Origin of the sequence: Chromobacterium phragmitis (assembly GCF_003325475.1) — a bacterium.
GTDB lineage: Bacteria > Pseudomonadota > Gammaproteobacteria > Burkholderiales > Chromobacteriaceae > Chromobacterium > Chromobacterium phragmitis.
Genome location: NZ_CP029495.1, coordinates 2,171,576 through 2,191,902, shown reverse-complemented (window position 1 = coordinate 2,191,902; position 20,327 = coordinate 2,171,576). Strand labels below are relative to the sequence as shown.

Annotated in this window: 19 protein-coding genes, 3 tRNA genes and 1 riboswitch; of the genes, 10 read left to right on the top strand and 12 right to left on the bottom strand. The window is 63.8% G+C overall.

All coding sequences use genetic code 11. The annotated features are described in order from the left end of the window. The 6 genes from tuf to rsmD form a co-directional block, all read right to left on the bottom strand. The gene (tuf, locus tag DK842_RS10365) at window positions 1-1,191 is read right to left on the bottom strand and encodes an elongation factor Tu (RefSeq protein ID WP_114061405.1); all 1,191 of its coding nucleotides are present in this window, start codon (window positions 1,189-1,191) and stop codon (window positions 1-3) included. 38 nt (window positions 1,192-1,229) lie between these two features. Then, window positions 1,230-1,304: transfer RNA gene (locus tag DK842_RS10360), tRNA-Thr, on the bottom strand. A gap of 26 nt (window positions 1,305-1,330) precedes the next feature. Then, window positions 1,331-1,404: transfer RNA gene (locus DK842_RS10355), tRNA-Gly, on the bottom strand. 53 nt (window positions 1,405-1,457) lie between these two features. Continuing rightward, window positions 1,458-1,542, bottom strand: a tRNA-Tyr gene (locus tag DK842_RS10350). 139 nt (window positions 1,543-1,681) lie between these two features. Beyond that, window positions 1,682-1,933: a YfhL family 4Fe-4S dicluster ferredoxin gene (locus DK842_RS10345; RefSeq protein WP_114061404.1), complete on the bottom strand. Its 252-nt coding sequence runs from the start codon at window positions 1,931-1,933 to the stop codon at window positions 1,682-1,684. A 109-nt stretch (window positions 1,934-2,042) separates the two neighbouring features. Then, window positions 2,043-2,597 carry a 16S rRNA (guanine(966)-N(2))-methyltransferase RsmD gene (gene rsmD / locus DK842_RS10340; protein WP_114061403.1) on the bottom strand — a complete coding sequence of 185 codons (555 nt, stop codon included), beginning with the start codon at window positions 2,595-2,597 and terminating at the stop codon, window positions 2,043-2,045. Between the two features lie 226 nt (window positions 2,598-2,823). On the opposite strand from rsmD, the gene ftsY reads away from it, so the two are divergent. The 4 genes from ftsY to rpoH all read left to right on the top strand — a co-directional run bounded on the left by ftsY (window position 2,824) and on the right by rpoH (window position 6,564). After that, window positions 2,824-3,957, top strand: coding sequence for a signal recognition particle-docking protein FtsY (gene ftsY / locus DK842_RS10335; protein ID WP_114061402.1), 1,134 nt, complete (start codon window positions 2,824-2,826; stop codon window positions 3,955-3,957). Between the two features lie 55 nt (window positions 3,958-4,012). Then, window positions 4,013-4,666, top strand: coding sequence for a cell division ATP-binding protein FtsE (ftsE, locus tag DK842_RS10330; protein WP_114061401.1), 654 nt, complete (start codon window positions 4,013-4,015; stop codon window positions 4,664-4,666). Continuing rightward, window positions 4,663-5,571, top strand: a complete 909-nt coding sequence (gene ftsX / locus DK842_RS10325; RefSeq protein ID WP_114061400.1) for a permease-like cell division protein FtsX — start codon at window positions 4,663-4,665, stop codon at window positions 5,569-5,571. The genes ftsE and ftsX overlap by 4 nt, the downstream gene beginning before the upstream one ends. A 129-nt stretch (window positions 5,572-5,700) precedes the next feature. Further along, on the top strand, window positions 5,701-6,564 hold the full coding sequence (rpoH, locus tag DK842_RS10320) for an RNA polymerase sigma factor RpoH (RefSeq protein WP_114061399.1): 864 nt from the start codon (window positions 5,701-5,703) through the stop codon (window positions 6,562-6,564). Window positions 6,565-6,643: 79 nt separating this feature from the next. Here the strand turns inward: rpoH and DK842_RS10315 are convergent, their stop codons facing one another. The 3 genes from DK842_RS10315 to DK842_RS24100 all read right to left on the bottom strand — a co-directional run bounded on the left by DK842_RS10315 (window position 6,644) and on the right by DK842_RS24100 (window position 11,130). Continuing rightward, entirely contained in the window at window positions 6,644-8,428 is a 1,785-nt protein-coding gene (locus DK842_RS10315) for a PglL family O-oligosaccharyltransferase (protein ID WP_114061398.1), read from the bottom strand. A gap of 92 nt (window positions 8,429-8,520) precedes the next feature. Further along, window positions 8,521-10,341: a PglL family O-oligosaccharyltransferase gene (locus DK842_RS10310; RefSeq protein WP_114061397.1), complete on the bottom strand. Its 1,821-nt coding sequence runs from the start codon at window positions 10,339-10,341 to the stop codon at window positions 8,521-8,523. Window positions 10,342-10,395: 54 nt separating this feature from the next. Further along, window positions 10,396-11,130: a pilin gene (locus DK842_RS24100; protein WP_269779794.1), complete on the bottom strand. Its 735-nt coding sequence runs from the start codon at window positions 11,128-11,130 to the stop codon at window positions 10,396-10,398. A 30-nt stretch (window positions 11,131-11,160) separates the two neighbouring features. Here DK842_RS24100 and DK842_RS10300 point away from each other — a divergent pair, with 30 nt between their 5' ends. The 4 genes from DK842_RS10300 to DK842_RS10285 all read left to right on the top strand — a co-directional run bounded on the left by DK842_RS10300 (window position 11,161) and on the right by DK842_RS10285 (window position 16,454). Then, window positions 11,161-12,507 carry an adenosylmethionine--8-amino-7-oxononanoate transaminase gene (locus tag DK842_RS10300; protein WP_114061395.1) on the top strand — a complete coding sequence of 449 codons (1,347 nt, stop codon included), beginning with the start codon at window positions 11,161-11,163 and terminating at the stop codon, window positions 12,505-12,507. Window positions 12,508-12,589: 82 nt separating this feature from the next. Further along, window positions 12,590-14,092 carry a hypothetical protein gene (locus DK842_RS10295; RefSeq protein WP_145964013.1) on the top strand — a complete coding sequence of 501 codons (1,503 nt, stop codon included), beginning with the start codon at window positions 12,590-12,592 and terminating at the stop codon, window positions 14,090-14,092. A gap of 75 nt (window positions 14,093-14,167) precedes the next feature. Continuing rightward, on the top strand, window positions 14,168-15,286 hold the full coding sequence (proB, locus tag DK842_RS10290) for a glutamate 5-kinase (protein WP_114061393.1): 1,119 nt from the start codon (window positions 14,168-14,170) through the stop codon (window positions 15,284-15,286). Window positions 15,287-15,380: 94 nt separating this feature from the next. After that, window positions 15,381-16,454 carry an ABC transporter substrate-binding protein gene (locus tag DK842_RS10285; RefSeq protein ID WP_114061392.1) on the top strand — a complete coding sequence of 358 codons (1,074 nt, stop codon included), beginning with the start codon at window positions 15,381-15,383 and terminating at the stop codon, window positions 16,452-16,454. A gap of 42 nt (window positions 16,455-16,496) precedes the next feature. On the opposite strand, the gene DK842_RS10280 is transcribed toward DK842_RS10285, so the two are convergent. The 3 genes from DK842_RS10280 to ruvB all read right to left on the bottom strand — a co-directional run bounded on the left by DK842_RS10280 (window position 16,497) and on the right by ruvB (window position 18,612). Next, window positions 16,497-17,081: a nucleotidyltransferase family protein gene (locus DK842_RS10280; protein WP_198414668.1), complete on the bottom strand. Its 585-nt coding sequence runs from the start codon at window positions 17,079-17,081 to the stop codon at window positions 16,497-16,499. Beyond that, window positions 17,071-17,487, bottom strand: coding sequence for a hypothetical protein (locus DK842_RS10275; RefSeq protein ID WP_114061391.1), 417 nt, complete (start codon window positions 17,485-17,487; stop codon window positions 17,071-17,073). The genes DK842_RS10280 and DK842_RS10275 overlap by 11 nt, the downstream gene beginning before the upstream one ends. Window positions 17,488-17,574: 87 nt before the next feature. Beyond that, complete coding sequence (gene ruvB / locus DK842_RS10270; RefSeq protein ID WP_114061390.1) at window positions 17,575-18,612, bottom strand: Holliday junction branch migration DNA helicase RuvB; 1,038 nt, start codon at window positions 18,610-18,612, stop codon at window positions 17,575-17,577. A 77-nt stretch (window positions 18,613-18,689) separates the two neighbouring features. Beyond that, window positions 18,690-18,838: riboswitch (FMN riboswitch) on the top strand. Window positions 18,839-18,970: 132 nt separating this feature from the next. Here ruvB and ribB point away from each other — a divergent pair. Then, window positions 18,971-19,603, top strand: a complete 633-nt coding sequence (gene ribB / locus DK842_RS10265) for a 3,4-dihydroxy-2-butanone-4-phosphate synthase (RefSeq protein ID WP_114061389.1) — start codon at window positions 18,971-18,973, stop codon at window positions 19,601-19,603. A gap of 11 nt (window positions 19,604-19,614) precedes the next feature. Then, on the top strand, window positions 19,615-20,325 hold the full coding sequence (locus tag DK842_RS10260; protein ID WP_114061388.1) for a riboflavin synthase subunit alpha: 711 nt from the start codon (window positions 19,615-19,617) through the stop codon (window positions 20,323-20,325). The last annotated feature ends 2 nt before the right edge of the window (window positions 20,326-20,327 follow it).

Below are 20,327 nucleotides of genomic sequence, written 5' to 3'. Positions count from 1 at the left end.
TTACTTGATGATCTTAGCAACCACGCCGGCACCAACGGTACGGCCACCTTCGCGGATAGCGAAGCGCAGACCTTCTTCCATGGCGATCGGAGCGATCAGGGCAACGGTGATTTCCACGTTATCGCCCGGCATTACCATTTCCACACCTTCAGCCAGCGTGATCGCGCCGGTCACGTCGGTGGTGCGGAAGTAGAACTGCGGACGGTAGTTCGCGAAGAACGGAGTGTGACGACCACCTTCATCCTTGGATAGCACGTAAACCGAAGCAGAGAAATCAGTGTGCGGGGTGATCGAACCCGGCTTGGCCAGAACCTGGCCGCGCTCCACGTCTTCACGCTTGGTGCCGCGCAGCAGCACGCCAACGTTGTCGCCAGCCTGACCTTGGTCCAGCAGCTTGCGGAACATTTCCACGCCGGTGCAGGTGGTCTTCACGGTGTCTTTCAGACCCACGATTTCCAGCTCTTCGCCGACCTTGACGATGCCGCGCTCAACGCGACCGGTCACCACGGTGCCGCGGCCGGAGATCGAGAACACGTCTTCGATCGGCAGCAGGAACGGCTTGTCGATGGCGCGTTCCGGAGTCGGGATGTAGGAGTCCAGAGCGTCGGCCAGACGGAAGATGGACGGTTCGCCCATTTCGGACTGGTCGCCTTCCAGCGCCAGACGAGCAGAGCCGGTCACGATCGGAGTGTCGTCGCCCGGGAAGTCGTAGGAAGACAGCAGATCGCGCACTTCCATTTCCACCAGTTCCAGCAGCTCGGCGTCGTCAACCAGGTCAGCCTTGTTCAGGTAGACGATGATGTACGGCACGCCAACCTGGCGGGACAGCAGGATGTGTTCGCGGGTTTGCGGCATCGGGCCGTCAGCGGCCGAGCAAACCAGGATCGCGCCGTCCATCTGAGCCGCGCCGGTGATCATGTTCTTCACATAGTCAGCGTGGCCCGGGCAGTCTACGTGGGCGTAGTGGCGGGATTCGGTTTCGTATTCAACGTGCGCGGTATTGATGGTGATACCGCGAGCCTTTTCTTCCGGCGCGCTGTCGATCTGGGAGTAGTCCTTGGCTTCGCCACCGAACTTCTTGGACAGAATGGTGGTGATAGCAGCGGTCAGAGTGGTTTTACCATGGTCCACGTGACCGATGGTGCCGACGTTTACGTGCGGTTTGGTCCGCTCGAACTTTTCCTTAGCCATGGCAAATTTCCTGAATACGAAACAAGCAAATAAATTGGTGGTGCCCATGGGCAGAATTGAACTGCCGACCTCTCCCTTACCAAGGGAGTGCTCTACCCCTGAGCTACATGGGCCCTTAAAACAGGCTATATCAAACGCTTGGAGCGGGTGAAGGGAATCGAACCCTCGTCGTAAGCTTGGAAGGCTTCTGCTCTACCATTGAGCTACACCCGCCTGGCTTTACAACAAGACAGCTTAACTTCACTGCCAAGCGCTTCATCTAATTCTGGTGGAGGGAGAAGGATTCGAACCTTCGAAGGCAGAGCCGTCAGATTTACAGTCTGATCCCTTTGACCGCTCGGGAATCCCTCCTGAAAGAGACCCGAATATTATAGATGGCCTGCCTGGTCGTCAACACCTTTCGCAAAAAAATCCGCGTTTTTTCGCCCGAAAATAAAAAATGCCCCGACGAAGACGGGGCATTTCATTTTGCATCAAGCACTTAGCCAACTCAGGCCTGACCGGAAATCTTCAAATATTTCTGATGAAGCGCCTCCTGAGTCTCCTCATGGGACGGATCCAGCGGGATGCAGTCCACCGGACAGACCTGCTGGCACTGCGGCTCATCGTAGTGGCCCACGCACTGGGTGCACAGATTGGGATCGATCTGATAGATCTCCTCGCCCTGGGAGATCGCGTTGTTCGGGCACTCCGGCTCACAGACGTCGCAGTTGATGCATTCGTCGGTAATCATCAAAGACATAGTAATTTCCTCAGGTATTCCACAACATGAATTCTGTCACCCGCCGCCCGGGGTCGCAAGTTCGCGCTGGTTATATCCATATAGGCGCCAACTCCGCGCGGCGTGCCGGCTAGCCGGCGCTCCGCCCCAGCAAGCCATACTGGACGGTGCCAGCCTTGCCGCGCCGCAACGTCTCCGCGCCGTCGGGCAAGGCCTCCGGCCACTGCCTGGCCTCCATATACAGCACGCCCTCTTCCGATAGACGCGCCAGCGCCAGCGGCAGCGCCTGCTCCAGCAAGTCGGAATCGTACGGCGGGTCCAGGAAGATGACATCAAAGGTTTCGCGGCTGTTCTTCAGGTACAACAGCGCATCGCCCGCGACCACGTCGATCGCGTCGGCTTGCAGTTGGCGGCGATTATCCTGCAGCGACTCGTAAGCCTTGCGCGACTTCTCCACCATCACCACCCGGCGCGCCGAACGGGATGCCGCCTCGAAGCCGAGCGCGCCGCTACCCGCGAACAGGTCCAGGCAGTTTTTGCCGTACAAATCCTGGCCCAGCCAGTTGAACAGCGTTTCGCGCACCCGGTCCGGCGTCGGACGCAGGCCTTCGGCCTCCGGAAAGGGCAATAGACGACGGCGGAAATCGCCGCCGATGATTCTGACCTTGTTACGTGTCTGACTCATGAAAGCTTAAACTCTTGGGACAAGCGCGAGAGTTTAACCTGATCAGGACTTTAGCGCCTCATTCCCGCGCGGCGGACGCGGAATCTGTCGCGCGGGCGGCGAAAATTTCCGCCCATTCCTTATATATGTTTTCAGTTCACCCTCGCCTTCGCGCCAGCCAATCCTGTGCTCGGCGGCGTTTGAGGATACAATTTAGCCATTTACCGCTTTTCTGGCTCATTGACGCATGTTTAGCTTCTTCAAGAAAAAACCCAAACCGGCGGAAACGCCGCTGATCGAAACGCCGGTGGCTGACGCGCTGGAACCGACACCCCCCGTCGCGCCGGCGCCGCAGGCAGCCGTACTCGCGGCGATCCCCGCCCATGATGCCGAACCCGCGCCCATCGCCCCCCCTGTGCCCGCCCAGCCTCTGCCGGCTCCTACCGCGCCGGCCGAGCCCGCCCCGCTGAAGAAAATGAGCTGGACCGAACGGCTGAAGGCGGGTCTGGCCAAAACCCGCGACAAGCTCGGCAAGTCGTTGGCCGGCGTATTCGGCGGCGGCAAGATAGACGAAGACCTGTATGAAGAACTGGAAACGGTGCTGCTGACCGCGGACATGGGCATGGATGCCACCGTCCATCTGCTGGGCGATGTGCGAGAGCGGGTGTCGCTGAAGGGACTGAAAGACGCGTCGGAACTGAAGGGCGCGCTGAAGGATTCGCTGCAGGACCTGATCGGCCCGCTGGAAGTGCCGCTGAACGTGGAAGGCAAGAAGCCATTCGTAATCATGATGACCGGCGTCAACGGCGCCGGCAAGACCACCTCCATCGGCAAGCTGGCCAAGTACTACCAAAGCCAGGGCAAGAGCGTGCTGCTGGCGGCCGGCGACACCTTCCGCGCCGCCGCGCGCGAGCAGTTGATCGCCTGGGGCGAGCGCAACAACGTCACCGTGATCGCGCAGCAAGGCGGCGACTCCGCCGCCGTGTGCTATGACGCGATCCAGGCCGCCGTCGCCCGCGGCATCGACATCGTGCTGGCCGACACCGCCGGCCGCCTGCCGACGCAGCTGCACTTGATGGAGGAAATCAAAAAGGTGAAGCGCGTGATCCAGAAGGCGTTGCCCGATGCGCCGCACGAGGTGGTGCTGGTGCTAGACGCCAATATCGGCCAGAACACCGTCAACCAGGTCAAGGCCTTCGACGACGCGCTGGGTCTCACCGGCTTGATCCTGACCAAACTGGACGGCACCGCCAAGGGCGGCGTCATCGCCGCCATCGCCAAGCAGCGGCCGATTCCGCTGCGCTTTGTCGGCGTAGGCGAGAGCATAGACGACCTGCGCCCCTTCGACAGCCGCGACTACATCGACGCCCTGTTCGAATAAAAACACAGCCTGCGGCCCACGGGCCGCCTTTCTCAGCCAACAAGCGGGAAACCACATGATACAGTTCGACCAGGTCACCAAGCGCTATCCCGGCGGCAACGAAGCCCTGAAGAACCTGTCGTTCACGATAGAAACCGGCGAGATGGTGTTTCTGGCCGGCCACTCCGGCGCCGGCAAGTCCACCCTGCTGAAGCTGATCGCCGGCATCGAACGCGCTACCAGCGGCGGCGTGCTGGTCAACGGCCAGAACCTCTCCAAGCTGCGCTCAAGCCAGGTGCCCTATGTGCGCCAACACCTGGGCATGGTATTCCAGGACCACAAGATATTGTTCGACCGCAGCGTGTTCGACAACGTGATGCTGCCGCTGGACATCATAGGCTTCGACCGCCGCGACGCCGCCAAACGCGTGCGCGCCGCGCTGGACAAGGTGGGGCTGCTCAGCAAGGAAAAAATGATGCCGATCCGCCTGTCCGGCGGCGAGCAACAGCGGCTGTGCATCGCCCGCGCCGTGGTGCACCGTCCCAGCATCCTGCTGGCCGACGAGCCGTCCGCCAACCTGGACCGCGCCTACGCGCTGGACATCATGGAGCTGTTCAAGTCCTTCCACCAAGTGGGCGTCACCGTGCTGATCTCCGCCCATGACGAAACCCTGATGGAAGACTACGGCCGCCGCATCATCCGCCTGAGGGAAGGACAGTTCGCCGCATGAAACACTTTCTCTACCTGAACTGGCAAAGCGCCAAGCAGGCGCTGGCCAAGATTCTGCGCCAACCCTTCGGCAGCCTTCTGACCCTGCTGATGCTGGCCTTGGCGCTGGCGCTGCCCTTGTCCCTTTACCTCGCCGTCAGCAGCGTGCAGGACTGGGTGGGCCGCCTCACCGCCACGCCGCAGATCACGCTATTCATGGAGCAGGCCGCCGAGCAGGCCGACATCGCCGCCGTCGACAGCACGCTGTCCCATCACCCCAAGGTGAAGGGCTTCACCTTCGTCGGCAAGACCCAGGCGCTGCAAGACCTGGAAAAACGCAACGGGCTTGCCGGCCTGTCAGACGGCCTGGAAGGCAATCCTCTGCCGGATGCCTTCGTAGTGACGCCGAAAACACTGGAACCGCGCGAGCTCGACATGCTGCAGAAGGAACTGTCCGGCTTGCCGATGGTGGAACTGGCGCAATTCGACGCCAGCTGGGCCAAACGCCTGTACGGCATGGTGGAAATGGGCGCCAAGCTGACCTGGTTCCTGGCCGCCGCGCTGGGCCTGGCGCTGGTGCTGGTCACCCATAACGCGATCCGGATGCAGATCCTGGCGCGCCAGGACGAGATCGAGGTATCCAAGCTGATCGGCGCCACCGACAGCTTCATCCGTCGTCCATTCATGTACCACGCCCTGTGGCAGGGCGTGCTGGCCGCGCTCTTGGCCTGGGGACTCTCCAGCTGGCTGGCGGCGATGGCCAACCCGGCCATCCGCGAATTCGCCCTGCTGTACGGCGAGCGGGTGGAGTTGCGCTCGCTGAATCTGCCGGAGCTCGCGGCACTGATCAGCGTCTCCGCCGCGCTGGCGATGCTGGGCGCTCGATTGGCGGCCGACCATCATCTGCGCAAGGTCGAGCCCAAGTAAATCATGACAAGCGAAAGGTTTCGACTATCAAGTCGATTGTTAAATATCATTGACTCGGGAACCTTTCCTTGCTAGCACTCTCCATACACGAGTGCTAACATAGCACTACCCAAGGAGGTAGCCATCGCAATGAACACAACATTTGCCCTTCCGGTCCCGTCGACCAGCGGCAGCCTGGAGCAGTACATCCAGGCCGTGAACAGCATTCCCATGCTGACGCCGGAACAGGAAACCGAGCTCGCGACCCGTTTCCAGCAGGAAAACGACCTGGAAGCGGCGCGGCAGATGGTGCTGTCGCACCTGCGCGTGGTGGTGTCCGTCTCGCGCGGCTACGCCGGCTACGGCCTGCAGCAGGCCGATCTGATCCAGGAGGGCAATATCGGCCTGATGAAGGCCGTGAAGCGCTTCGAGCCGGGCCGCGGCGTGCGCCTGTTCTCGTTCGCCATCCACTGGATCAAGGCCGAGATCCACGAATTCATCCTGCGCAACTGGCGTTTGGTGCGCATCGCCACCACCAAGCCACAGCGCAAGCTGTTCTTCAACCTGCGCAGCATGAAGAGCGGCTTCTCCGCACTGTCCGAGCAGGAAGCCAAAAGCATCGCCGAAGACCTGGGCGTCAAGCCCGAGGAAGTCCGCGAGATGGAGATTCGCATGACCGGCCAGGATGTGTCGCTGCTGGCCGACAACGACGATGAGGACAGCTACGCGCCGATCGATTGGCTGGCCGACAGCCACAGCGAGCCGACCCGCGCGCTGGAACGCCGCGCCTTCGACCATCTGCAGTCGGAAGGCCTGGAATACGCGCTGTCCACGCTGGACGCGCGCAGCCGCCGCATCGTGGAAGCGCGCTGGCTGGCCGACGACAGCGGCGCCACGCTGCACGAGTTGGCCGCCGAGTTCGGCGTCTCCGCCGAACGCATCCGCCAGATCGAAGCCAAGGCGCTGGGCAAGATGAAAGCCGCGCTCAGCGAAGGCGTGGTGCTGGATCAATAAGCGCCGTAGCCCGCCAAAGAAAAAGCCAGCTCGTCGAGCTGGCTTTTTTGTTGCCCGCCGCAAGGCGGAGAGGCGCCTGTCACTCCGGCAAGGTCTGGAACTTGGCCGGCAGCTTGTCGTAGGCTTCGCGGCAGATCGCGCGCAACGGCTCCCAGGCAGGATCCTGTTCGCCCAGCGTCTCCAGGAACTGCCCGGCATAGGTGGGAAAGGACGCCAGCGTGGTGCGCAGCGTCGCCTCTGCCTTGGCGCGCTCTCCGGCCAGGATTTCCAGCTGCGCACGCTTGAGCATCACGTCCGGATAGGGGCGGAATTCGGTCAGGCGGTTTTCCAGCGCCAGCTTCTGCTTCAGATTGTCCCGGTTCACCGGCAGGTAATCATCCACCGTATACAGCGCGTGATAGGCGAACAAGGGCTTGGTCTCCACGATCTCGATCAGCCGCTCGGCGCGCTTGGCGTCCTTTTGCGCGTTGCCGGTCGGCGTGTATAGATTGACCAGCTCCCAGAACATCGACGAGGTGCTGATCGACAGCCAGCCCACCCAGCACAGCGCCGCCAGCAGCGGCAGACGCAACGGCCAGGCCAGCAGGCGTCCGTCACGCGGAGCCATCGCCATGAACACCACCAGCATCGCCAGAAAATAGTAGTACCACAACGGATACTCCAGCATGCTGTGGGTCAGCGTCACCGCCAGGCAACCCAGGGCCAGCACGCCCTCCGGCTCGGCTTGGCGGCGGAAGAAGGGCAGCACCGCCCAGGCGAAGCCGATGACCACCAGCGCGGTGACCACGCCGCCCATCTCGGCCAGCAACTGCATCAGCAGATTATGGGCGTTGGTGAACAACCCGCTGTTGTAGCCCGCGGCGGCGAATTGCGGCAGCGGCTGCAGGCGCACGCTCTCCGCCGCGTACTGCGACCAGCCCACGCCCCACAGCGGATGCGCCTGGAAGGTCAGCCAGGCCTTGTGCATTTCGGCGAAACGGCGCGCGCCCATGTCGTCGCCGTTGGCGGCCAGCCGCGCCACGCCGGACGCGTTCTCGACGTCGGCGTGGGTCAACAGCGAAATCAGGTGGTTGAACAGCGGCAGCGCGAACTGCGCGGCCAGGATGGCGCCCGAGGCGGACCACATCGCCAGCATCATCCGGCGGGAAGCCTCGTCGCGGCTGCGCCAGTGCCACAGGCCGGCCAGCGCGGACAGCGCCACCAGGTAGAGCAGAATCGTGCGCGAACCCGCCCAACCCAGCATCAGCGCCATCCACAACACCAGCGCGATCAGCCAACCCTTGCCCAGTCGGCTCACCGCGAACAGGTAAACGCCGGACACTACCGACCACATCAGATAATGAGCGTATTGGTTGCGCTGGCCGATATGGCCGAAGATGTTGCTGGTGGGGTGGGAGCCATCGTAGAACAGGCCCAGCATCGGCGCCAGGCCGGTCAGCTGAGCGGTGCCGATCAGCGACTGCACCAGCCCGCCGACGATGATCGCTCGCGCCAGCCACACTGCGAACTCGCGGTCGCCGAAGGCGCCGCGCAGCGAAACCACGACCGAGGCCAGCAGGGCTGAGGACAGCCAGGCCAGCGCGGTGACATAGCTCATCCCGGGAAACAGCAGCTGAACGAACTGCGGTTGCGCCGCCCAGGCGCCGGCCAACAGCAGGCACCACCATCCCGCCCGCGGCATGCCATCCAATAGCCTCAGGCCGGGCAACAAAAATACGCAGGCGGCCAGCAGCAGCCAGATCACATTGATCTCGCCGAACCACTGAGGCAGGGGAACGAAATGGACGCGCGAGGCGAAGGGCACAATGGCGATCAGGCACAAAGCCAACAACGCCAAGCGCTCGGAAATCTTCTGAAAATTCATGTGGACGGGATGTCTAAGACAACGAGACCGACAGGATACCGTATGCGGCAACCGCAAAAAACCGGCCAAGTGTGTCCAAGCGTTACAATCATTCAGAATAGCGGGCCTCGCGTCACCGGCGCGGAAACCACCATCACCGCCGCCACGCGCCCCTCCTCGGTATCTACGCCATGCAACGCATACGCCCTGGCCGCCGCTTGCGTCATCCGAATCAGCCCTTCCAGCGCCGGATCATTCGCCGCTCGCAGAAAATAGACGAAGCGCAGCACCTCGCCAGGGTAGTTGGCAATCGCCATGGCCATGGAGACCCTGGCTTTTTCTTGCTCCCCGGCGAGCGCCTGCTGCATGGCAAGCTTGAATAGCACGGCGGAATACGGTTGAAATCTGGCCAGTTGCTCAAAATAGGGGAGCTTGGCATCGGAATACGATCTGGAGGGCTCCACATAGTTAATGAGCACCAGATTCGCCGCATCCTGCCACCATGGCAAAAGCGCGATGTTCTGCAAGCGCGCCACGCGCTCCTGATTGGTTTTCACATCCGCCGTAGGATGGTTATATTGCGTCAGCGTCCAGAACACCCATGCGCCCGACAAGACATACAGCATCAGGCAGGCGCCAGCCGCCACCCCGCTCCATTGCAGCAAGGCCGTATCCAGCCTGGCGGAAAAGCCCCTCCTGGGAGACAGCGCGCAAACCAAGGCCAGCAAGGCGAGAAAAGGCAGATACCATAGTGGAAACTCGAACTGGCTATGGCAAAGGATGACAAAAGCCGCGCCTATCAGGAACAGATTGCCCGAGTTTTGCGCGCCGCGATAAAAATATGGCAGCAGGCAAAAAACCAAGCCAGACAGGATGATGAGGCTGCCGACGACGCCGGTCTCGGCCAGCAGCTGGAAAATCAGATTATGGCTATGCGTAAACAAGGTGTTTTCCGCAATCTTCGGGAACCCGCCAAATGCTTCCAGCCATGCGGACTGGTATGCATAGCCTCCCAAGCCGCAACCCAGAAGCGGATGGTCTTTCAACATGAGCCAGGCCTTGGCCCACTCGACGCGGCGCCTGGCCCCCAAACCGGCATCCAGGATTCGGTCTGCGCCGCTTTGGATATTGGCGTCCAGGCCTACGGCCTGCAGCCACCCCACCAATGGGTGCGCGAATACCTGGCAAAATGCCAGCATCGTCACCGACAACGCCATCGCGGCGGCCATGCGGCTTACGGCCTCATTTTGCCGGGCCCGTCGATGCCAATACCAGGCCAGGCAAGCCAGCCCCAGACCATAGGCCAAGGGCAGCCGGGCGCCGGACCATGCGATCAGCAGGCTGAACACGGTCAATGCCGCAAAAGCGGCGCCTCCCCGGAGGCGCCTCTCCCCCCACAGATAGCAGGCAGCCAGCATGCTCAAGGTCAAATAGTTGGCATACTGATTGCGCTGGCCGATATTGCCGATCACCGAGCTGGATGGACCTTTGGACTGGAATACCACCCACCCGTCGAAATGATAAGCCAGCCCTGTCACTTGCAAGAGGCCGAACGCCGCTTGCGCGCCCCCGCCAAGCAGCAACGACCAGGCCAACAAAGCCAATACGCCATGCCGCCCTTTCAAGCCTTGCGCCGACTGGCACAACAGCAGCAGCGTCAACATGACGCCGGCCATCTGCAGCGTCACCGTGTAGCTGCCATGGATCACGCCAGAAAAGATGACGTACAAGAGAAAAACCAGCAAGAATGCATTAATCCACGGAATCTCCAGCTCCGATGCCCTTTTCCTGAAGACCCAGACAGCCGCGCCTCCAACGGTCAGTAAAACCAACGCGTTCGTCCACCAATCCTGCAATGGGCTGAGGCGCGCCGCATTGAGAAACGGGATGACAAAAAGCCCCGCAAAAAACAGAATCGCCGTTTTATTATTCATGAGAGCAAACCAAAAGAGGCGCACCCGCGCCTCTTGAAATGAAGTCCACTCAGATCAAATGCGGCAAGTGGACGGCACCCAGCCGCTAGAAAGCTGATTGGCGCTATTGATGGCTATCGCATTCGAAGCGGCAGCCGAACTGCCGGTATAGGTGCAGACCCAGGTGACAGACCCGGTGCCCACCACCGGCACCAGTTCGATAATCGAGCCATTGGAAACCGTGTTATTGAAGGTTACCTGAATGACGCCATTCGCCTGAACGGCAACCTGGGAAACAGACGAGCCGGTGATGCTGGTAGCCGCCGCCAAACCATAACCGGTATTGAAAGGCGCGCTACCGCTGGAATAAAACGCTCCTTGCGACGAATAGTATTCCGCAATCGCCGTTTGCGCGGCGGAGGCCAGCGACAGCCCCTCCGACACCCGCGCCCGCTTGGTGTAATCCTGATACGCAGGAATCGCGATCGCGGCCAGAATGCCGACGATGGCCACCACGATCATCAGCTCGATCAGGGTGAAGCCTTGCTGCATGCGTTGTTTCTTCATGTTGAACTCCCAGTTAGCCAAGCCTAGCCAAAGCGGAAAGCATCGCGTTGCCGCGCCCTCCGTCTCATCTTCAAAGAAAATGCGGGTTTGTCCCGTCATATTGTGCATAGCCGTCCAGCACGAAGCATGCCACCCGCGCGCGGCGCGCATTCCCAGCCGCCGCGCGGGCACGGCCTTGTCAACATAGGTCAGAAACTGCCGTTTTTCGTCACCCCCGACTGCCCGTTCGGACTGTGCTAGCATCGCACTCCCACCCCACACCGGAGCCGCCGCATGAGCAACCAAGCCTGGCTGGAGCGCAGTTTCAACGCCGTATGGCATCCCTGCACCCAGATGAAGCGCCACGAACGCCTGCCCATCGTGCCCATCGCCAGCGCGAACGGCGTCTGGCTGACCGACTTCGACGGCAAGCGCTATCTGGACGGCGTCAGCTCCTGGTGGGTCAATCTGTTCGGCCACGGCCATCCTCGCATCAAGCAGGCGATTCGGGACCAGTTGGACCAACTGGAGCACGTGATGCTGGCCGGCTTCACCCATCGTCCGGTGGTGGAGTTGTCCGAGCGCCTCGCCGCGCTGTCCGGCCTTGGCCATGCCTTCTATGGATCAGACGGCGCCAGCGCGACCGAGATCGCGCTGAAAATGAGCTTCCACTACTGGAAGAACAGCGGCCAGCCCGGCAAGATCCGCTTCGTCAGCCTGGAGAACAGCTACCACGGCGAAACCGTGGGCGCGCTGGCGGTGACCGACGTGCCGCTGTTCTCGTCCACCTACGCCGACTTGCTCAAGCCCGGCCTGCGCGCCCCATCGCCGGACGCCAGACAGGCCGCGCCGGGCGAGACTGCCGCCGACGTCGCGCTGCGCGCCGCGCGCTCGCTGGAAAACCTGCTGGCCAAGCATGGCGGCGAAATCGCCGCCGTGATCGTGGAGCCGCTGGTGCAGGGCGCGGCCGGCATGGCGATGCACGACCCCATTTACCTGACCGAGCTGCGCCGGCTGTGCGACCGCTACCAGGTCCACCTGATCGCCGACGAGATCGCGGTCGGCTTCGGCCGAACCGGCAGCTTCTTCGCCTATCAGCAAGCCGGCATCGTCCCGGACTTCCTGTGCCTGTCCAAGGGCATCACCGGCGGATTCCTGCCATTGTCCTGCGTGCTGGCCCGGGATGAAATCTACCAGGCCTTCTACCACGACGACGTGGCGCGCGGCTTCCTGCACTCGCACAGCTATACCGGCAACGCGCTCGCCTGCGCGGCGGCGCTGGCGGTGCTGGACATCTTCGAAGACGAAGACGCGCTGGCGGCCAACCGCGCCAAGGCCGAGGCGTTCAACGCGCGCCTGGCGCCCATCGCGGCGCGCGCCGATGTCCGCCATTTCCGCCACCGGGGCATGATCTGGGCCTTCGACGTGGATACAACGCGTTCGGACTTTGCATTGGCTTATTTTTCGGCCATGCTGAAACGCGGGTGCCTGTTGCGGCCGATAGGGAAGACGGTCTACTTCATGCCCCCGTACACGCTGAATCACGAAGAAATGGACTGGCTGGCCAATGCCGCCTTCGCCGCGCTGGATGAGGTGCAGGCAGGCGAGAGCGCCGCCGCCGACCCGACCGCGCTTCCCTGATCCGCGCGGGTCCGGCTCCGACATCCGCGGCGCGTCCGGCCAAACTTACGGGATGCCGCCGCCCGTCTTGACGAAGAAGGATATGGACCCGCAACTCGTCGACACCCAGCCTGCCAGCGTCGCCGCCTGGCTCGATCGCCTCCCCTACACCGACCTGGCCGAGTGCGGCAAGCTGCTGGGCCAGGGCCTCTACCACCTGGGCCGCACGCCGCTGGACCCGATGCAGCGCTACAAGCTGCTCAAGCTCTACCTGAAGGCCTTGGATCGTTACTACCCGTTGCTGGAGAACGAGAGCCTTCACGGCGACGCGCTGGCCACTCCCAAAACCAGGCTGCTGGCCGTCATCAGCGTCAAACTGTTCGCCAACCTGTTCCTTGCCTTCAAGCAGACGCTGAACGACAAGCTGGCGCGCCACGCCTTGCTGGAGCGGGAACAGCCCAAGGTAGAGTTATTGCTCTACACGATGATGGCGGCGCGCCAGTATCTGAACATCAGCCAGCAGAACTATTGCCCGCTGTCCGGCGGATTCTGGCTGGACTGCCACCAGCTGTACGCGCTGGCGGAGCAGAACGGCTGGCTGGACAAGGCGCAAGCCGGAGACGACGCGCTGGCCGTCATCTACCGCCAGATCCTGCTTCTTGGGCTGACCGCCACCAACCGCCTGTCTCCGGCAGATCAGCAACTGACCCGGCAACTGGCCTACGATCTCGCCCGCCAGGTAGAGCTGCTGCCGGCCGCGCAACTGGCCGAGCCCCGCCAGGGCTATGTGCTGGACTTGCAAACCGACGCTCCGCCGCGCTTCCTGCCGCTCAAACCCTCCGCCGAGCCCTCCTCCCGCTACCTGCTCGAACTCGCGCCGGCGCTGGGCTCGATGCGCCGCAGCCTGGAGCAACTGAGAAAAACCGCCAACGGCGCGGCATCGGCTGTGCTGAACAATGAAGTCCAACTGCTCGGCGGCCTGCTGGAGGAATGGCAGCACCCGCGCCGCCGCAAGCATGGCCGCGAAGACGCCCAGCAGATGGCGGAAGTGATCGCCGGCATCGCCGGCATCTGGCACCGCGTCAACGGCGACAGCTGGCGCCCCGCCGGCGCGGATGACGACGAAGACAGCGCCCGGCTGCGGCCGCCGCCCTCCCCCATTCTGATGAGCGTCGTCAACCAGAGCGCCTCCGGCTACCTGCTGCGCGGCTTGCCGCGCGAACAACCGCTGCGCGCTGGGGAAACGCTGCTGCTGGCGCCGCCGGACAATCCCGCCGACAGCCAGCTGTGCGCGGTGCGCTGGGTGCTGATGCAGCCCAGCGGCCAGGAAGTGGAATGCGGCGTGGAAATCCTGGGACCGGCGCCGCGTCCGGTGCTGGCCATGCCCAGCATCACCCACAGCGGCGACAGCTTTCAGCGCGGCCTGTGCCTGAACGCCGATCAGGACAGGCCGGCGCTGCTGTTGCTGCCGGGCCGTCCCTTCAGCCAGTTGCGCGAGTTTAGGCTGCGCGACGGCTGCGGCGAGCAAATGGTCCGTGTTTCCAAGCTGCATCAGCAATCCCCGCATTTCCAGCTGATGGAATACCGCGCCAGCGATCAATTTTGACCTGAAGCAAGTCCCGGACTTTTTCGGGTACACTCCCCTCTCTATAATGATTGGCTTTCATGGAGAGGTCTGTTGATGCACTCGGTGATTCACGCTTCCGACCGTATCGTGGTCAAAGTAGGCTCCAGCCTGGTAACCAACGATGGCAGGGGACTGGACCTGAACGCGCTGGCGCGCTGGGCGGAAGAAGTCGCCGAACTCAAACGCCGCGGCAAGCAAGTGGTGCTGGTTTCCAGCGGCGCCATCGCCGAAGGCTGCCAGCGTCTGGGTTGGACGGTGCGCCCCAAAGGCGTGCATGAATTGCAGGCCGCCGCCGCCGTCGGCCAGATGGGTCTGTGCCAGGCGTACGAGAGCGCCTTCCGCTCCTTCGGCCTGCGCACCGCGCAGATTCTGCTGACCCATGAAGACCTGGCCGACCGCACCCGCTACCTGAACGCCCGCTCCACGCTGGTGAGCCTGCTCAACCTCAACGTGGTGCCCATCATCAACGAGAACGACACCGTGGTCACCAGCGAAATCCGCTTCGGCGACAACGACACGTTGGGCGCGCTGGTCACCAACCTGATCGAAGCCGACGCGCTGGTGATCCTGACCGACCAGAAAGGCCTCTACAGCGCTGATCCGCGCAAGCATCCGGACGCCGAGTTCATCCACGAGGCCGAGGCCGGCGACGAGCGGCTGGAAGAGATGGCCGGCGGCGCCGGCTCCAGCGTCGGCACCGGCGGCATGATCACCAAGATCCTGGCCGCCAAACGCGCCGCCCGCAGCGGCGCCGCCACCGTGATCGCCTCCGGCCGCGAGTCCCACGTGCTGTCGCGCCTGGCCGACGGCGAAGCCATCGGCACCCAGCTGGTCGCCGCCACCAACCGCATGGCCGCGCGCAAGCAATGGCTGGCCGACCACTTGAAGCTGGCCGGCCGACTGCTGCTGGACGACGGCGCGGCGCTGGCGATACGCGAGCGCGGCACCAGCCTGCTGCCGGTGGGCGTCAGCGCGGTGGAGGGCGATTTCCTGCGCGGCGAGGCGGTGGCCTGCGTCGACGCCGCCGGCAACGAGGTGGCGCGCGGCCTGGTCAACTACAGTTCGGACGAGGCGCGCCAGATCATGCGCAAGAGCACGCGCGAGATCGAATCCGCGCTCGGCTACATCGTCGAGCCGGAATTGATCCACCGCGACAATATGGTGGCGCTCTGACGCCGCGCCCGCGCAGCAACAGGTTTTACCCGACCCCTGCCTGGCAGGGGTTAGTTTTTGCCATACCCAAATAATCGACAAGGATTTTCCGTATATGAACAAGATTGCCCTGGCCGCCTTGTTGGCGGTGGCCTGCGGTTCGGCCGCAGCCGAAGACGTGCTGCACATCTACAACTGGAACAACGCGCTGTCGCCGGACACCGCCAAGCGCTTCGAGCAATCGTGCAAGTGCAGGCTGGTGCAGGACTACTACGGCGACAACGAAGAGATGCTGGCCAAGCTGGCCGCCGGAGCCAAGGGCTACGACATGGTGTTTCCCACCGCCTTCGCGGTGAACACCCTGCTGAAACAGGGCAAGCTGCAGCCGTTGGACAAGAGCAAACTGTCCAACTGGAAAAACCTGAACAACGGCTACCTGGCGCTCAATCAGCCCTTCGACCCGGGCAATCGCTACGCGGCGCCCACCGTGGTGTCGCTGACGCTGCTGGGCTACAACGCCACCCAATTGAAGAAAGCCGGCGTCGAGGCCAAGGCCGGCAGTTGGAGCCTGGTGTTCGATCCCGCCGTGCTGGCCAGGATCAAGGGCAAGGTCACCGTGCTGGACAGCCAGCGCGAACTGATGGCCGCCGCGCTGATGTATCTGGGCAAGGATGCCAACTCGGCGAATCCGGCCGACTGGAAGGCCGCCGCGGAGGTGATACGCAAGGCCAAGCCTTACTGGGCGGCATTCAACAATCAGAGCTACATCAAGGAACTGACCGTCGGCAACATCTGGGTGGCGCTGGGCTACTCCAACGATCTGTTCCAGGCCCAGCAGGACGCCAAGAACGCCAAGCGGCCGTTCGAGCTGGCCTATCGTCCGCAGCAGGAAGGCAATGTGCTGGCCATCGACAATATGACCATCCTCAAGGACGCGCCGCGTCCGGACCTGGCGCACAAGTTCATCAACTTCATGCTGGATGGCAAGAACGCGTCGGAAATCTCCAACCTGATCGGCGCGACCAACCCGGTGAAGGCCGCGGAAGCCTTCTTCAAGCCGCAGATCAAGGCCAACCCGGTGATCATGCTGGACCCGTCCAAGGGCAAGTACGTGGCGCTGAAGGATCTGGACATCAAATCCCGCCGCGAATTGAACCGTCTGTGGTCGCAAGTGAAGGTCGGCCGCTGAGCGCCTGTCCCATGCGAAACGCCGGCTTCGCGCCGGCGTTTTTCATTCCAGAACGACCGTCACCCGCGGCCAACGCTCTGCATAGCGCTTTTGCGCCACCCGCTGCCGATACGTTTCCCGGCTGGCCCTGGCCGGATTATGCCGCACCGCCATGCCGAACAGATCGTCCAGCCCGAAGGGCGCGATGATGCGCAGGCTGTCATCGGCATTCAGCGCGACGCCGACCGCGGTCGCGTATTCCGGCCAGCTCGCCACCGCCGCCTCCAGCGACGGCAAGGGCTCGACCGGATAGCCGAAGTGATCGGCAAACCACCCATGCACCGCCGCCTGGTTGGTCACCTCCCAGGGCAGGTCGGGATCGGCGGACGCCAGCCGACGCCACAGCGCGGCCTCATGATCGGGCGACAGGTTTTCAGCGTCGAAATACGCCAGGTCGATATCGGACAAGGCAGACGGCTCGGACGCGAAGCCATGCAGCGCGTCCCACACCAGGCTGCGCACCGCGCCGGCGCCTATGCACCAGTCGGAGAGGCCCAGCCCGCGCGCCGCGCGCAAGCCGCGCATCAGCCAAGGCGAAGCCAGGACCAGCCCGGTCAGCCGTTGTTCGAGGCAGCCCTCACTCGACATCGCGCGGGTGGCCGGCCTCTTCGCGGCGATACTCCACCGCGCGCATGATGGCGTAGGCCAGCATCGCGCACAGGAAGAACAACAGCACCACCCAGGCGATGGACTGCAGCGTGCTGATGAAGGCCTGGAACAACTCCAGCAGCCAGCGTTCGCCGCTCAGCGGCAGCTGGGTGGTGCCCTTGCCCGGCGCGGGAGGCAGATATTGCTGCAGCGACCATTGGCGCACACCGCCGGAAATGCCGCTGACCACGATGGCGAAGAACACGTACTTGCGCCAGGCGTCGGCCAGCTCCTGGCCCAGGGTGCGGCCCAGGATCTTGCCTACCGCGGGATCGAAGAAACGGGCGGCGGACACCGCGGTGGCCCCCACCACGATCAGAATGCTGGTGAACAACACGTAAAACATGATTTCTCGCTTGCGAAGCCGTCAACCACTTCATTGTACGCGCATTGCATGCCGCTCACCGGAATCCTCCATTGCGGCGGCGCAAATTCAGGCGTCCTTCACCGGCAGGCCGAAATGCAGGCAGGCCTGGGCGGTGGCCATCCGGCCGCGCGGCGTGCGCTGCAGATAGCCCTGCTGGATCAGGTAGGGCTCGATCACATCTTCTATGGTGTCGGTGGATTCGCCTATCGCCGCGGCGACGTTGTCCAGGCCCACCGGCCCGCCGGAAAACTTCTCCAGAATGGCTTGCAGCAGCTTGCGGTCCATCACGTCCAGGCCCGCCGGGTCCACGTCCAGCATGGCCAGCGCGGCGTCGGCCACCTCGGCCGTCACCACGCCGTCGGACTTCACCTCGGCGTAGTCGCGCACCCGGCGCAGCAGCCGGTTGGCGATGCGCGGCGTGCCGCGCGAGCGCTTGGCCACTTCGAAGGCGCCGTTGTCGGAAAGCTGCACGTTCAAGAGGCCCGCGGAGCGGCTGACGATGCGGGTCAGTTCCTCGGCGGTGTAGAACTCGAGCCGGGCGACGATGCCGAAGCGGTCGCGCAGCGGATTGGTCAGCATGCCGGCGCGCGTCGTCGCGCCCACCAGAGTGAACGGCGGCAGGTCGATCTTCACCGACCGCGCCGCCGGCCCCTCGCCTATCATGATGTCGATCTGGTAATCCTCCAGCGCCGGGTAGAGGATTTCCTCGACGACGGGCGACAGGCGGTGGATTTCGTCGATGAACAATACGTCGTGCGGCTCCAGATTGGTCAGCAGCGCCGCCAGGTCGCCGGCGCGCTCCAGCACCGGGCCGGACGTCTGGCGCAGGTTGACGCCCATCTCGCGCGCGACGATGTGGGCCAGTGTGGTCTTGCCCAGGCCCGGCGGGCCGAACAAGAGCACGTGGTCCAGCGCCTCGCCGCGCTTCTTCGCCGCCTCGATGAAGATCTCCAGCTGCTCGCGCGCCTTCTTCTGGCCCACGTACTCGTCCAAGAGCTTGGGCCGCAGCGCGCGCTCCAGCGCCTCTTCCTGGTCGGACGCGCGTTGCGGGGTGACGATGCGGCGCTCCGGCGCGGCGCCGAACAGCTTGTCGGTTTCTATCATCGGGGAACTCTCGGGATGAATCTTGCTGCCGACATTCTAACACCGCGCTATACTCGCCGCTGGCCGCGCTGTGCGGCCAACGTCTTCGGGGCGGGGTGCGATTCCCCACCGGCGGTATGGCGCGCGAGCGCCGAGCCCGCGAGCGCCTTCGCCGCACGGCGAAGGGTCAGCAGATCTGGTGAAACGCCAGAGCCGACGGTCATAGTCCGGATGAAAGAAGACGACGCCAGCCATCCATCCGCGCCCGCGGCTGGAAAACTGTGTCGTATCCGCGCGTTTATCGCGCCGGATAGCCGCACGCTATCCGCTTCACGCCCACGGGACGTGTTTCTCAATCCATTATTTGAGGACCGTTTCCATGAACGCCCATACCGATATCCTTTCCCTGCGCGTCCACGCCGCGCTCGACGCCTTGCGCCGCGGCCTGCCGGTCATCGTCGCCGACGACGCCGACCGCGAAAACGAAGCCGACCTGATCCTGGCCGCCGACATGCTCACCGTGCCGGAAATGGCTCGGATGATCCGCGACGGCAGCGGCATCGTCTGCCTGTGCCTTACGCCGGAACGCGCCGCCCAGCTGGATCTGCCGCCGATGGCCGCCGAAAACGGCAGCCGCTACGGCACCGCCTTCACCGTCGCCATCGAGGCGGCCGAAGGCGTCACCACCGGCGTGTCCGCCGCCGACCGCGTGACGACGATGCGCGCCGCCATCTCGCCGGATGCCAAGCCCAGCGACCTGGTGCGGCCCGGCCACGTCTACCCCATCGTCGCCCGCCCCGGCGGCGTGCGCGAGCGCCGCGGCCACACCGAGGCCTCGGTGGAGCTGGCGCGGCTGGCCGGCTTCAGCCCGGCCGGGGTGCTGTGCGAGTTGATGAATCCGGATGGCACCATGATGCGCGGCCGGCAGGTGCAGGATTACGCCGAGCGCCACGGCCTGCCGCAATTGTCCGTCGCCGAGCTGGCCGAATGGCTGCTGCGCGAACAGGCTTGAGGAGGAGAAACATGTTCACCGGCATCACTCAAGCCATCGGCCGCGTCGCCGCCATCGAAAACGGCGAAACCAGCCGCCGCATCGCCGTCGACTTCCCCGCCGGCTTCTGCGCCGGACTCGCGCAAGGCGGCAGCGTGTCGATAGATGGCGCTTGCCTGACCGCCGCCGCCCCGCCGCGCGGCGACCGCGTCGAGTTCGACCTGATCCTGCCCACCCTGGTCACCAGCACGCTGGCCGACTGCCGGATCGGCGACGCGGTCAACGCCGAACGCGCGATGCGCGCCGGCGCCGAAATCGGCGGCCATTCGCTGTCCGGCCACGTCGATTACCAGGCGGTGATCGAGCAAACGCGCGAATACAGCGACAACCTGTGCCTGCGGCTGACGGTGCCCTCCGGCGCGCTGCGCTACCTGTTCGCCAAAGGCTATGTAGCGCTCAACGGCGTCAGCCTGACCATCGCCGACATCGACAAGCAGGCCGGCTGGATCGAGGTGTGGCTGATCCCGGAAACCCGCCGCGCCACCGCGCTGGCCGCCAAGCCCCCCGGCAGCCGGCTCAATCTGGAGATCGAGCGCGAGACCCAGGTGCTGGTCGACACCATGCGCGAGGCGCTGGAAGACAAGCTGGCCGCGCTGATGCCGCTGCTGGCGCCGAAGCTGGACGAGCTGGCGCCCGCGCTGCTGCGCGCCTCCCCGCGCCGTCCGGCGCTGGCCGCCCATTAAGC